Here is a 12,981-nt window from a genome sequence, read left to right on the forward strand (position 1 = left end):
GCCGCTTTAGGGTCACAGCCCACCTCAATTCCCATCGTGCAACATGTCGGTCTGGGGCCTGAGGTGCCGGATGCGCCCCTCGGTGGCAAGGGCGACAAAGGCGCGTTTGGGGCTGCCTTTTCCTGCATCTTGTGAAGATGTTACGACTTGGAAACCAAATGTGACAATCGGGGCAACATGTTGCCGATTGTCTCTGTCGGCATTTTTGGCCGGGTTCTTGGCTCAGCCGTCCTCATGTAGCGCATAGGATTTCCATAACGCAACCCGCGAAGTCACTGAGGGGCGATGCGCGGCGCCTGATCAGTCAAGTCGCCCCAGGTTGGCGGTCCAAATCTAACGGGCCGCTGCGGTTTGACTGGACTATTCTGGCGCATCTTCGTGTGGCGCGCTGCTGAATTCCCCGAGTTTAAGAAAGAATGATATGTATAAGTATTTAACAGATAAAATATGAATGTCACTCAAGGTTTCCTGCCCAAAATTCATCAATCGCTCACGCGCGCGAGGGTAGAGGGCTACCTATCAAAAGCTGATGATCTGCATCGGCTTGCCGGGTGGAGGCGTAACAATAGGGGCTCTGTTCTAACGCCGCTCTGCACTATGCCGCAACCCGGGCGTTTGATTTGGGTAAAGGGGGCGGGAACGGGCTGCGCGCTGGCATTGCAGACTGTGCCAAGTGATGTCTCGGAGGGTGCCTTGGCCGCGGGCCAAGTCCTTGACCTGAAACGCCAGCTTGTGCCATCAGACCCTCAAATGCCATATACTTGGTATGACAGAGGGCAAACCGACCAGAGTCGGAAGCGAAACAAGGAAAATTGGGATGCAGGCGACAGGCAGTTCGCACAGTCTCGCGTTGCGGCGCGGCGACTTCACGACGTTGATCGAGGCGCTCGACTATGCCGCCAAGGGCGACACGGGTGTCAATTTCTACAACGCGCGCGGCGAGCTTTATGCAACCTCCACCTATGCCGATTTGCAGGTCGAGGTTGTCGATCTCGCGCGGCGTCTTTTGGGACTGGGCCTTGAGCCGGGCGCGCGGGTGGGCCTTGTGGCCGAAACCTCGCCGCATTTCGTGCGCTTCTTCTGGGCCTGTCAATATGCCGGGCTGGTGCCCGTGCCACTGCCGGCCACGATGCATATCGGGGGCCATGCAGGCTATGTCGCGCAACTGCGCGGCTTGATCGAGAATTGCGGCGCGGCAGTGGCCATGGCCCCTGTTGAATGGATGAGCTTTCTGGAAGAGGCGACAACGGGCCTGACACTGAGCTTTGTCGGCACGCCCGAGGATTTTGATCGTCTGACGCCCTCGACCGCGACATTGCCAACAGTGGCCCCGGACAGCATCGCCTATCTCCAGTATACCTCTGGAAGCACGCGGTTTCCGCGCGGCGTAGTTATCGACCACACCACGGTGCTGGCCAATATCAACGATATGGCGACCCATGGCCTCAAGATGACCGAGCAGGACCGCTTTGGATCTTGGCTGCCGTTCTATCATGATATGGGCTTGGTTGCCTTTATCATGATGCCGATGGCGACCCAACGCTCGGTCGATTTCCTTGGCACGCAGGACTTTGCGATGCGGCCGCGCAAATGGCTGGAAATGATGTCCGGCAACCGCACCACGATCACTTCTGGCCCGCCCTTTGGCTATGACCTTGCCGCGATGCGGGTGCGCCCAAGCGATGCCGAGCAATGGGATCTGAGCGCGCTGCGCGTCGCTTGCGTGGGTGCAGAGATGATCAATCCCGAACCGCTTAAGCGCTTTGCCGAGGCGCTGGCCCCCTCGGGGTTCAAATCCACCGCATTCTTGCCCTGCTATGGCATGGCCGAATGTTCGCTGGGCATCAGCTTTGCCGGGCTCGATGAAGAGTTGCAGATTGACTATGTCGATGCCGAACAGATGCAGGAAGACAGCATCGCCACGCCGCTCGACCCGGAAGAGGCGCAGAAATCCAAACGCCGCGTCGCGCGCTATGTCGATTGTGGCGCGTTGCTGCCCACGTTCGAGATTGCGATCCGCGATGAGCATGGCAACGATCTGCCCGAGCGTCAGGCTGGTGTGATCCACCTGCGTGGCCCCAGCGTGATGAGCCACTATTTTCAGGAAGAGGCGATCACCCGCGAATGCCTGAGCGAAGATGGCTGGCTTGATACCGGCGACATCGGCTATCTGGCCAATGGGCGGCTCTTTGTTACCGGACGGCGCAAGGATATGATCATCATCCACGGGCGCAACATCTGGCCCGAGGATCTGGAATATCTGGCCAAGACGCAACCGGGCGTCAACTATACCGATGCTGCCGCTTTCTCGGTGCCTTCGGATGTGGATCAACAGGAAACCGCCGTTCTGGTGGTGCAATGCCGCGAGCGCGACGAGATCAAGCGTGCGCGTCTGGTCAAGACCATCGCGTCGCTGGTGCGCTCGGAATTCGGGATTGATGTTGTGGTCGAACTGGTGCCGACCCGCACCTTGCCCCGCACCTCCTCGGGCAAGCTGGCGCGGGCGCGGGCGCGGCTCGATTATCTCGGGCGGCGTCAGGCGGCCAAGATGCAGCATCAGCCGGAACCGGCCAATAGCCTGCCCATGGACGAGGCGATGCCGCAGGTCCGTTACATCGCATGACCGGCCCGGTGGCCGTCACGGGCGCCTCCGGCTTTGTCGGGCGCGCCCTGATCGGACAATTGCTGGACGCCGAACGCCCTGTTCGGGCGCTTGTGCACCGTCAGGGGCTTGGGATCACCCATCCTTTGCTGGAAACCGTGACGGGCGGCCTGTCGGACAAGGCCGCACTTGCCAAGCTGATGGCGGGCGCAGAGGCCGTCGTTCATGTGGCGGGGCAGGTGCGCGGACGCGATCTGGCGGACTTTCTGGGGGTCAATGCCGATGGTGTGACCCATGTGGCAGAGGCCGCGCAGGCATCTGGCGTACGCCGCGTGATCCTGATTTCCTCGCTCGCGGCGCGTGCGCCGCATCTCTCGCCCTATGCCGCAAGCAAGCGCGCGGGCGAAGAGCGGCTGGCCAAGGTGGCCATTGGTGCGGGGTTCACATCGGCCATATTGCGCCCGCCTGCGATCTACGGGCCCGAGGACCGCGAACTTGTGCCGCTCTTTCAGACGATGGCGCGGGGCATCGTGCCACTGCCGGGTGTGGCCGGTGCGCGGGCCTCGCTCTTGCATGTCGATGACCTTGCGCGCGCGATTGTCAAACTTCTGGACAGCGCGGCAGAGGCTACCTATGAACTCGACGACGGGCACGGGGCGGGCTACAGCTGGGACGAGATCGCGACCATTGTCGAAGAGGTTGCGGGGCGCGGGCGCGGCTGGCGCGTGAAACTTCCGGGCGGCCTGTTGCGAGCGGTGGCCACGGGCAATCTGTTGGCCTCGCGGCTTTTGGGGTACAGTCCGATGCTGACACCCGGCAAGGTCAACGAACTGCGCCACCCTGACTGGGTGTGCGACAACACCGAAATCAGCCGCGACACCGGATGGCTGCCGCTGATTTCTCTGGAGAACGGGCTATCCTCGATCTTGCGCGGGACGCCGTTGAAATCTGATAGGGGCATCACCAATGTCACATGACACCCAAGACCTTGAACAGGAAATCCTCGACGTGCTGTTCGAGCGCCTGTCGAAATTCCCGGTGAAATCCGGCGCATTGTCTGCGGACACCAGCCTTGTGGCCGATATGAACCTTGATTCCGTCAATATGATGGAATTGCTGATGGAGGTTGAGGACACCTTTGACGTCAGCTTTCCGCTCAACATGATGGCCAATGTCGATACGGTGCAGAACCTCGCCGATCAAATCAAACTGCTTGTGGAGAAAAAATCATGAGCATTTCAGACCGTTTTGCCGAACTGGCGCATCTGCGTGACGCTTTGGGTGCCGAAGAGGCCGACCCGACCCGGATTGTGATGGAGCGCATCCTGTCCTCTACCGAGGCGATGATTGGCAACCGTCCGACAATCCTTGTCGGAACGAACAACTATCTCGGGCTGACCTTTGATCCGGCAGTGCTAGAGGCCGCAAGCGCCGCGCTGCATGAGCAGGGCAGCGGCACCACCGGCTCGCGCATGGCCAATGGCAGCTTTGCCTGCCATGCGGCACTAGAGCGTGCCTTTGCAGATTTTTACGGCGTGCCCTCGGCGATGGTGTTCTCGACCGGCTATCAGACCAATCTGGGCCTCTTGATGGGCATCCTGCGCCCCGGTGACAAGGTCGTGCTGGATAGCCATAGCCACGCCTGCATCTATGACGGGTGCCGCATCAGCGGGGCCGATTTCCTTGCCTTCCGCCACAATGATCCAGAGGATCTACGCAAGCGTTTGCGGCGTCTGGGGGACGAGGCCAAAGGCGCGCTGGTGATCGCCGAAGGGCTCTACAGCATGTTGGGCGATACTGCCCCGCTGGCGGAACTCTGCGCCATCGCCAAGGAATATGGTGCGTGGTTCATGGTCGATGAGGCGCATTCCTTTGGCGTCTACGGCGAACGCGGTTTGGGCCTCTGCGAAGAGGCGGGCATTCTCGATCAGGTGGATTTCATCACCGGTACCTTCTCCAAAAGCCTCGCCTCGCTGGGCGGCTTCTGCGTAAGCCGTCATCCTGAATTGCAATTGCTGCGCTATGGCAGTCGGCCCTATATCTTTACCGCCTCGCCCAGCCCGGCCAGCATCGGTGCCGCCGCCGCAGCCCTAGAGGCAGTACGCACGCGGCCCGAACTGAAGGCCAATCTTTGGGCCAATGCCACCCGTCTGCACGACGGGCTGAGTGCGGCAGGCTATGAATTGGCCGCGCCCGTTTCCCCGGTCATCGCAGTGCGGGTACCCTCACGTGAAGAGGGCGCGCGGATCTGGAATGCGCTGATGGAGCATGGTGTCTATGTCAACCTCGTGCTGCCGCCCGCCGCGCCCGAAGGGGCAGCGCTTTTGCGGTGCAGCCTAAGTGCGGCCCATAGCTTTGACCAGATTGACACCATCATCGCCGCATTCAAGACCGTGGCACCCGAGGCGGCCACCCGCACCGCCCAGAGCACGGCGGCGCAGTAAATCGGCGGGCCGGGTCATGCCCGGCACGCCCAACCGTGGGCGGACATCTGAGACATGACAGGGCAGGGGCGATCCGACCCAGAGACAGGCGCTGGCATCACGCTGGCGCATCTGTCGGACCCGCATCTGCCGCTGACGGGGCCGGTGCCGTGGCATAGCGTGCTGAACAAGCGGGCGCTGAGCCTTTTGTCATGGCACCGCAAGCGCCGCCATTTCCACCGGCCAGAAATCCTCGCGATGTTGATCGCCGATATGCGCGACCATGCCCCTGACCAGATCGCGGTCACGGGGGATCTGACCAATCTTGGTCTGGAAAGCGAGTATCGCGCCGCGCGTCGCTGGCTTGAAAACCTAGGAGGGCCGGAGCGCGTCATGGTCATCCCTGGTAACCACGAGGCCCTCATTCGGGGCGCATGGGATGTGGGGGCGGCGCAGTGGCTGCCCTATTGGCAGGGCGATGCTGCACCCGTAACGGCGGATGTGTCCGACGCCTTTCCATATATGCGGCGGCGGGGGATGCTGGCCCTGATCGGCGTTTCAAGTGCTGTGGCCACCCCGCCGGCCTTTGCCAGCGGCGCGGTCGGTCCGGCGCAATTGGCGCGGCTGGCACCTAAGTTGCGCAAGGCGCGTGATGCGGGCCTCTGCCGGGTGCTGATGATCCATCACCCGCCGCTCGATGGCACGGTATCGGCGCGCAAGGCCCTGCGCGACGCGGCGGCGTTTCGTGCCGTGCTGCAGGCGGAAGGCGTGGAATTGGTGCTGCATGGCCATAGCCACCGCCACCATCACCAGACACTTGAAACCCGCGATGGGCCAGCCCCGGTTATTGGCGTGCCGTCGGCCTCATCGCTTTATCCCGAGGCGGCCGCCTATCACCTCTATCATATCCGGCCCACCGCCGCGGGCTGGGAGATTGACGTTACGGCACGGCACGCGACACGTGAGCAAGAGATGGCGACCGGGCGCTGCACCCGGTTGACACTGGCGCGCGCCCATGCAGCATGCGCGCCGTGATGACACCGCTGAAACCAAATGCGGCACGCGCCAAGGGCGCAGCCGCCAAGACAAGAGACCGGCGCACCAGAGGCGCAAACTGTCCTGCAAGACCATGAAAGACCTTCCATGCGCCTGATGCTGAACCTGTTCCGCGCCTATCCGATGGCCAGTTTCCTCATGGTGCTGGCGCTGTTCTTTTCGGGTCTGGCCGAAGGCTTGGGCCTGTCCGCCATGTTGCCGATGCTCAAGATCGTGCTCAACACCGATCCATCCGGCACGATGGCAGAGCCGCCGGGGCAGATGGAACAGATGGTGCTTGATGTGCTCGCATGGGCTGGAATTCCCGTGACACTCGGGGCGCTGCTGACCCTGATCGTGGTGGCGGCCACGTTCAAGGCGGTGCTGCTTTTGATCGCGCAACGGCAGGTGGGCTATACCGCTGCCCGCGTTGCGACCGATCTCCGCCTGCAGATCTTGCGCAACATGATGCGTAGCCGCTGGCATTTCTTCCTGCATCAACCGGCGGGCAAGCTGGCCAATACGCTGGCCACCGAGGCGCAGCGCGCGGCGGATGCCTATATGAATGGCGCAACGGCGCTGACCTTTTTCATTCAGGCGCTGGTCTATACCTCGGTTGCGGTGGTGATTTCGTGGAAAGCAACCTTGCTCAGCCTGATCGGCGGCATCGTCATCATCGGCCTGTCGCATTTTCTGGTGCGGATCACCCGCAAGGCCGGCCAGAAACAAACCGATCTTATGGTCTCGCTGATGTCGCATCTGACCGATACGCTGCAATCGGTAAAACCGCTCAAGGCGATGGCCCGCGAACATCTGGCGGATGAGCTGCTCAAGCACGAGACCAACCGTCTCAACAAGGCGCTGCGCCGTCAGGTTCTGGCCAGTGCTGCGCTCAACTCTGGCCAGGATCTGATGTTCATCATGGTCATCGCCTTTGGTGTCTATCTGGCGCTCGGCATTCTTTCGATGGATTTCGCCATTGTGCTGATGCTGGCGGTGACGCTGGGGCGCGGATATAATTTTCTGGGCAAGGTTCAGAAGCAATATCAGAAAATGATGCAGAGCGAGAGCGCCTATTGGTCGCTGATCGACACCAATCGCCGCGCCGAAGAAGAACAAGAGCATCTGGGCGGCCATGCCACCCCGGCGCTGACCAAGGGGATCGCCCTGCGCGATATCGCGTTTTCCTATGACGGCAACACGGTGCTCTCCGGCTTTGATCTTGATATTCCCGCGCATCAGATGACGACACTGGTCGGCCCCTCGGGGTCGGGCAAAACCACGATCATTGATCTGGTGATCGGTCTGTTGCGGCCGGACACGGGCCAGATCACGATTGATGACCGCCCGTTCGAGGAAATCGACCTCAAGGCGTGGCGTCGCATGGTGGGATATGTGCCGCAGGAAACGGTGCTGCTGCATGACAGCGTCTTGCACAACGTATCCTTGGGGGATCCGCAGATTTCCGAGGCTCGGGTAGAGGCGGCGTTGAAACAGGCCGGAGCCTGGGATTTCGTGCAGGATCTACCCGAAGGTATCCACACCCTCGTGGGCGAGCGCGGCGGGCGGCTTTCTGGGGGCCAGCGTCAGCGGGTCGCCATTGCCCGCGCGCTGATCAACGCGCCGCAACTTCTGATCCTCGACGAGGCGACCAGCGCGCTTGACCCCGAAAGCGAGGCCGCCATCATCGAAACGCTGCGCGGCCTGCGTGAACAGCTTACAATTCTTGCCATCACACATAACAGCAGCCTGTCGGATGCCGCCGATGTCGTCCACCGGCTAGAGCCTGCGGCGGCGCAAAAGGTCGCATCGGACGAGGCTTAGCTACGACCCATCAAGGCGTTGATCCGGTCCAGCGCACGCGCCATGTCACTGGGAGGGGGCGTGTCTGAGGCGGGGCGCACAGGCTCTCCCAGCCATGTCATGCGGCCCGAGCGCGCAAGCCGCAGGTGCATCTGGCTGATGTCGCGCGACAGATGCTTCCAGCCCCAACGCATCAAGGCGCGGTAGGCCAGTGCACCAAGGCTAAGATCAGGGCGGTCAGGATCGTGTCGCGCGAGCGCGCGTGCCTGCGCACGCTCTCCGATCGCCACCAGCGCATCGTGCCGCATGCTCAGCGTGCCCGCGCCCAGATCGAACATATGCACGGGCTTGCCCGTCGCATAGGCCTCAGACAACATCGAGATACTGTCGGCGGTGACAATGATCTCATCCGCCATGGCCAGAAACCCAAGATAGGGGTTTTCCGGGTCATTGGGCCGAAAACGATAAAGCTGCATCGGCACATCGGTTTGCGCGGCAAAGGCAGCGATGGCCTCAGGCGGCGTGCGGGCGCTGGAACTGATAAGAAGCGATCCGCCCCGCGTCTTTGCAAGCGCCATCGTATCGCGCAAGAGCCGCGCAGAGGCGCGCGCGCCAAACGCATAGGGGCCGCTCGGGCCGCCGATATTCAGCGTAAGATAAGGCCGGGGCAGATGCGCCAATTTGGGGGCCCAGTGCGCGCGCGCCACCTCCAGCCGTTCGGGCGTCAGCGGATGCAGGGGCAGGGCGTTGCGCAACACATTGGGCCGGTCAGGCACGCGGTATTGTGGCGTGGTGATAACCAGATCGAAATGTGCAGGATCGGCCCAGAGCCGCCCCAAAAACACCAGCCGCGTGCGCCCGCCCGATTGATCCTTGATCCAGCGCGCGACAGGCTCGTTGCGCATGCCCATGGAAATCACCAGATCGGGCCAAGGGGCGCTCAGCGGATCAGAGGCGGGCAGGTCTACCCCCCGCAAATCGCGGCCACGAAACAGCGTGGTGCGGATTTCCTTTTTGCGATAGCGCAGGGTTTTGATCTCATAAGGCCAGCCCAGCCCCTGTGCCAGCGCGCGCACTTGGGTTTTCTCGCCAGAGCGGTAGGCATCCAGCACCCAGACGCGTGGGGTCACGTTGGCCTCAGGCATCCGGGGCCTTTGGGGCGCTATCGCGGGTCTTGAACCAACGACGTTTCATGCAGATCCATTCGCCGGGATAGTCCCTGATCCAATCTTCAAAAATCAGGTTCAGACGATGTGTCATGTCAAGGATACGCTCTTTGCGCGGCAGATCGGGATCGGCTGGGGCAAGGGGGGCCAGAACCTCGATCCGAAAGCGGGCGTTGGGCAGGCGCACGGCGCGTATCGGCACCAGCGGATAGCCGCGCTGTGCCAACAAGGCAGGCAGGGTGCTGGTGGGCGTGGGCGTGCCGAAAAAGGGCACCATCTCGCCTTGATCAACGCGGGTGTCAAAGGCGGCACCAACCGACCGACCGGCTGCCAACTCATGCAAAAGTTCCCGCGCGCCCCCCGCACTTGGCACCAAGGGACCACCGAACGCCCGACGCAGCGAAAGAAAAAAACCGTGCAGCCACGGGTTTGGCTCGGGCGTATAGATCACCGAAATCGTCAACTCTCGCTCGCGCCCAATCAGGTTGCAGAGCTGCCAAGCGCTGACATGGGCGGTAGCAAAGACAATCGCCTCTTTGCGCGCGATGATTTCCTCTGCCTCGGGATGAACGAAAAACTCCAGGTGCCGCGTGCGGTTCTGCCAAAGCCGTTCGAGCAGGAAAAGTTCCGCAGCCGCACGTCCGGTAGACCGGAAAATATCGCGCATCACCGCGTCGCGTGTGGTGTCACTCGCCTCGGGCAGCACATGCGAAAGATTGCGCCCGACCGTGCGGCGCTTTTGCGCGTTGCGATAGCCCAGCCATCCCAGTGCGCGTGCAAAAACCCCCGAAGCCACAGAAAATGGCAGCAGCCGCGCAAACCCGAGCATCAGATAGAACACGCCCGCCTCAACCATCCAAGCCGGGGTCTGAACCCACGGAAACCGTGCGATCAGCCCCTTGGGCGTGAGGAAAAATTTTGCCATGGCGGATATCCGTTCCCGGACTTGTGGCGCGGATAAGACCCGCGCCTAGGTGCGGTCGGACCGTTCCGGCTTGGTCGGGTAGGTGCGAAAAATCAGATCCCACAGCGGCGAGCTGACACCGTAGCGCCCGGCATCATCCGAAAAGTGGTGCCGCATATGGTAATGCTTAAGGAATTTCAGCGCCGGGTGCCGCATCGGGAAATGGTGCGTGGCATAGTGGATATAGTCATAGACCAGATAGCCGATGATGAAGAACCCAGTGAACGGCTCGGCCCAGGGGTAGGGCAGAACCGTGTAGAACATCAGATAGAGCACGGCGATGATTGGCAGCGCGCCCGCGGGCGGCATCAGCAGGCGCGTCTTATCCTGTGGCGTATCGTGGTGCACGCCATGAAAAAGATAGATGAATCGGCGGCCCATGTCGGTCTTGGGCTCAAAGTGAAAGAGGTAGCGATGCAGCAGGTATTCCGCCAGCGTCCATGTAACAAGGCCCGCAACCCCGATCATCGCCATGCCGCCCCAGCCGATGCCATGCACCATAACAGCGCGCGCAATCAACCAGATGGCCACCGGACCCCAGACCAGCAAGGGCACGATGGGATGCACATGGCTCAACTTTTCAAGAAGCGGGTTCTCGAACAGGCGAACCGACTCGTCGACGCGATGCGTGCGACTGGGTTGATGACTTGTCATTTTGGGCACTCCTGATCTGCGCCGACTTATGCGTCTTCATATATGTCGGTTTTAGCCCGAAGAATAGAAGACGGCCAGATTTTGCTCGTGCAAAGCCAATCTCCGGGCTTTGCCGTTATCCATTGCTCGAACTTTTCGTTGATCTGACGGGCAAGGTCAACGGTCTGATTGTCGCGGTCCATCGTGGGGTCACTGGGCACCAAGGGCGGATAGAACCGCACCCGAAAGCGCGCACCGGGCAGCCGTTCGGCCTGCACGGGAACCAAAGGCACGCCAAACCGCAACGCCAGACGCGCGGGCAAGAGCGAGGATTCCTTGTCTTCATCGAAAAACGGAATCGGTTTGCCGCCCTCGACGCGCCGATCCGTCAGCATGATTGGCGACCGCCCGGACTTCAGCGCATCAACAAAGGCGCGCAAACCCTCGTTGCGCGACACCAATTCGCAGCCCAGCATGCCCCGATATTGCAGCATCGTGCGGTCAAGCCACGGGTTTGTCAGCGGGGCGTACATGGCGCAGGGGCGCACACCCAAACGCGCGATGGCGGTGGCCATCATTTCCCAGTTTGCCAGATGCGCCGACACGAAAACCGCCGGTTTGGTCGGATCAGAATAGGCGGGAATCTGCTCAAGCACTTCGATTTCCAGAGTGTCGCGCTTTGGATTGCAGAGCTTGGCCAGATTTGGATATTCGCCCAGCACCGCGCCAGCATTGGCCCAGACCTGATTGGCCAGATTGTCGATCTCAGCCGGCGACCTGTCAGGCAGGGACATTGTAAGATTGGCGCGCACATGCTGGTTGCGCCGGCCAAAGATCCTGCCAAACATCTGCCCCAGACGCGCCCCAAGCGCAGAGGCCCATGTCACGGGCATCAAACGGAAAAGCGACATGACCGAGGCCAAGACCACATAGTCGATGAACCACAGCACATTGCGCGCAACGCGGTTATTGAACAGCTTGTCGCGATGGGCATTGGCGAGAATGAATTTGGCCAAGGAGGACTCGACTTCTTCTGATGCAGTGTGGATACTTGTACCGTTAATTGAGGCAAGGTGCCGGAATTGCAAGCAGTTTCCATGGTTGGTTCCGCCGCTCTGGCATGCGCGCCACGCAGGGCTGCGCGCCGCCTTGCCCGCATCATCGCAAGAAAGGCCCAAGATGTCGCCAACACAGCCTGAGGGCGCTCACATTCGGCTGGTCGAGGCCGTAAATGGCGCGGCGGTCCGGGATTTCCTGCACTTGCCAGAGCGGATCTATGCCGATGATCCGGCTTGGGTGGCCCCACTGATCTTTGAGCAAAAGCAGCGCGTGTTCGAGAATGCGCCGCTCTTTGCCCATTGCGAGGTTGCCCGTTGGGTGGCCTACCGCGACGGCGTGCCCGTGGGCCGCATCACGGCGCAGCTTGATACGCTTCAACCCGAGGCCGAAGAGGGGGGCAAGATCGGCTATTTCGGGATGCTTGAGGCGGTGGATGACGGCGCCGTGTTCGATGCGCTTTTTGGCGCGGCCGAGGCGTGGCTGCGCGATAGGGGCGCGGCCCATCTGCGCGGGCCCTACAACCTCTCGATCAATGAGGATCTTGGCCTTTTGGTTGAGAATTTCGACGATCCGCCCTTCGTGATGATGGGCCACGCGCGGCCCTATTATCAAAGACAGATCGAGGATCGCGGTTTTGCCACGATCAAGGACCTCCTGACCTACAAGGTGCGCCCCGATTTCGTCGCCCCCGAGGTGATGACGAAACTGGCCCAACGTGCCAGCCGCACCGTCACCATCCGCCCCCTCAACAGCAAGGGCAAGGCGGCGGATTACGAGGCGATGCGCGATATCTTCAACGATGCCTGGTCGGACAATTGGGGCTTTGTGCCCTTTACGCGCGAAGAATTCGCCGAAACCGCCAAGGTTCTGTCGTTCCTTCTGTCGGACGATTACATCCAGTTCGCCGAGATTGACGGACGCCCCGTGGCCTTTATCACCGCCTTTCCCAATCTCAACGAGCTGATCGGCGATCTGCGCGGGCGGCTTTTGCCCTTTGGCTGGGCCAAGCTCTTGTGGCGGCTCAAGGTACGTGGACCGAAAAGCGCGCGCGTGGCTCTTATGGGGGTGCGCAAGGAATACCAGAATTCCCGCCTTGGGCCGACGTTGGCGTTTTTGGTGATCGACGCGGTGCGCAAGGCGATGCAGCAACGAAACGTCACTTCGGTCGAGATGGGCTGGATACTCGAGGATAATCATGGCATGCGGCATATCATCGAGGCCATCGGCAGCACGATCTACAAGCGCTATCGCGTCTATCAGAAACCCCTGTAGCGCGACCGAAGGCCAGACCAAGGC

General features: G+C 61.3%; 11 protein-coding genes. 7 read left to right on the forward strand and 4 right to left on the reverse strand.

All coding sequences use genetic code 11. The annotated features are described in order from the left end of the window. Positions 1–817: 817 nt before the first annotated feature. From GC127_RS19730 to GC127_RS19755, 6 genes are all read left to right on the forward strand, one after another. A complete protein-coding gene (locus GC127_RS19730; protein WP_008280862.1) occupies positions 818–2,623 on the forward strand; it encodes a fatty acyl-AMP ligase in 1,806 nt (601 codons plus the stop codon). Next, positions 2,620–3,579 (forward strand): NAD(P)-dependent oxidoreductase, encoded by a 960-nt coding sequence (locus GC127_RS19735; RefSeq protein WP_151979282.1) that lies wholly within the window; start codon positions 2,620–2,622, stop codon positions 3,577–3,579. The genes GC127_RS19730 and GC127_RS19735 overlap by 4 nt, the downstream gene beginning before the upstream one ends. Further along, entirely contained in the window at positions 3,569–3,835 is a 267-nt protein-coding gene (locus tag GC127_RS19740) for an acyl carrier protein (RefSeq protein WP_008280864.1), read from the forward strand. Before GC127_RS19735 ends, GC127_RS19740 begins: the two co-directional genes overlap by 11 nt. Beyond that, complete coding sequence (locus tag GC127_RS19745) at positions 3,832–5,046, forward strand: aminotransferase class I/II-fold pyridoxal phosphate-dependent enzyme (RefSeq protein ID WP_151979283.1); 1,215 nt, start codon at positions 3,832–3,834, stop codon at positions 5,044–5,046. The genes GC127_RS19740 and GC127_RS19745 overlap by 4 nt, the downstream gene beginning before the upstream one ends. A 54-nt stretch (positions 5,047–5,100) precedes the next feature. After that, positions 5,101–6,060, forward strand: a complete 960-nt coding sequence (locus tag GC127_RS19750) for a metallophosphoesterase (protein WP_151979284.1) — start codon at positions 5,101–5,103, stop codon at positions 6,058–6,060. A gap of 108 nt (positions 6,061–6,168) precedes the next feature. Beyond that, a complete protein-coding gene (locus GC127_RS19755; RefSeq protein ID WP_151979285.1) occupies positions 6,169–7,884 on the forward strand; it encodes an ABC transporter ATP-binding protein in 1,716 nt (571 codons plus the stop codon). Here GC127_RS19755 and GC127_RS19760 read toward each other — a convergent pair. Genes GC127_RS19760 through GC127_RS19775 form a run of 4 tightly spaced genes read right to left on the reverse strand, consistent with a single transcriptional unit; the run spans position 7,881 to position 11,642 of the window. Further along, complete coding sequence (locus GC127_RS19760; RefSeq protein WP_151979286.1) at positions 7,881–9,008, reverse strand: mitochondrial fission ELM1 family protein; 1,128 nt, start codon at positions 9,006–9,008, stop codon at positions 7,881–7,883. The genes GC127_RS19755 and GC127_RS19760 overlap by 4 nt on opposite strands. Further along, entirely contained in the window at positions 9,001–9,954 is a 954-nt protein-coding gene (locus GC127_RS19765; protein ID WP_151979287.1) for a lysophospholipid acyltransferase family protein, read from the reverse strand. The genes GC127_RS19760 and GC127_RS19765 overlap by 8 nt, the downstream gene beginning before the upstream one ends. 45 nt (positions 9,955–9,999) lie before the next feature. Continuing rightward, positions 10,000–10,647 (reverse strand): sterol desaturase family protein, encoded by a 648-nt coding sequence (locus GC127_RS19770; RefSeq protein WP_008280871.1) that lies wholly within the window; start codon positions 10,645–10,647, stop codon positions 10,000–10,002. A 26-nt stretch (positions 10,648–10,673) separates the two neighbouring features. Then, a complete protein-coding gene (locus tag GC127_RS19775) occupies positions 10,674–11,642 on the reverse strand; it encodes a lysophospholipid acyltransferase family protein (protein ID WP_008280872.1) in 969 nt (322 codons plus the stop codon). Positions 11,643–11,805: 163 nt separating this feature from the next. Between GC127_RS19775 and GC127_RS19780 the strand changes: the two genes are divergently transcribed. Then, on the forward strand, positions 11,806–12,957 hold the full coding sequence (locus GC127_RS19780; RefSeq protein ID WP_151979288.1) for a GNAT family N-acetyltransferase: 1,152 nt from the start codon (positions 11,806–11,808) through the stop codon (positions 12,955–12,957). Positions 12,958–12,981: the final 24 nt, after the last annotated feature.

This window comes from Roseovarius sp. EC-HK134, from assembly GCF_902498815.1.
GTDB classification, from domain to species: Bacteria; Pseudomonadota; Alphaproteobacteria; order Rhodobacterales; family Rhodobacteraceae; genus Roseovarius; species Roseovarius mucosus_A.

Excerpts from the sequence above, each read along its gene's own strand:
- GC127_RS19730 (WP_008280862.1), top strand. The coding sequence starts at position 818 with ATGCAGGCGACAGGCAGTTCGCACAGTCTCGCGTTGCGGCGCGGCGAC.
- GC127_RS19735 (WP_151979282.1), top strand. The coding sequence starts at position 2,620 with ATGACCGGCCCGGTGGCCGTCACGGGCGCCTCCGGCTTTGTCGGGCGC.
- GC127_RS19740 (WP_008280864.1), top strand. The coding sequence starts at position 3,569 with ATGTCACATGACACCCAAGACCTTGAACAGGAAATCCTCGACGTGCTG.
- GC127_RS19745 (WP_151979283.1), top strand. The coding sequence starts at position 3,832 with ATGAGCATTTCAGACCGTTTTGCCGAACTGGCGCATCTGCGTGACGCT.
- GC127_RS19750 (WP_151979284.1), top strand. The coding sequence starts at position 5,101 with ATGACAGGGCAGGGGCGATCCGACCCAGAGACAGGCGCTGGCATCACG.
- GC127_RS19755 (WP_151979285.1), top strand. The coding sequence starts at position 6,169 with ATGCGCCTGATGCTGAACCTGTTCCGCGCCTATCCGATGGCCAGTTTC.
- GC127_RS19760 (WP_151979286.1), bottom strand. The coding sequence starts at position 9,008 with ATGCCTGAGGCCAACGTGACCCCACGCGTCTGGGTGCTGGATGCCTAC.
- GC127_RS19765 (WP_151979287.1), bottom strand. The coding sequence starts at position 9,954 with ATGGCAAAATTTTTCCTCACGCCCAAGGGGCTGATCGCACGGTTTCCG.
- GC127_RS19770 (WP_008280871.1), bottom strand. The coding sequence starts at position 10,647 with ATGACAAGTCATCAACCCAGTCGCACGCATCGCGTCGACGAGTCGGTT.
- GC127_RS19780 (WP_151979288.1), top strand. The coding sequence starts at position 11,806 with ATGTCGCCAACACAGCCTGAGGGCGCTCACATTCGGCTGGTCGAGGCC.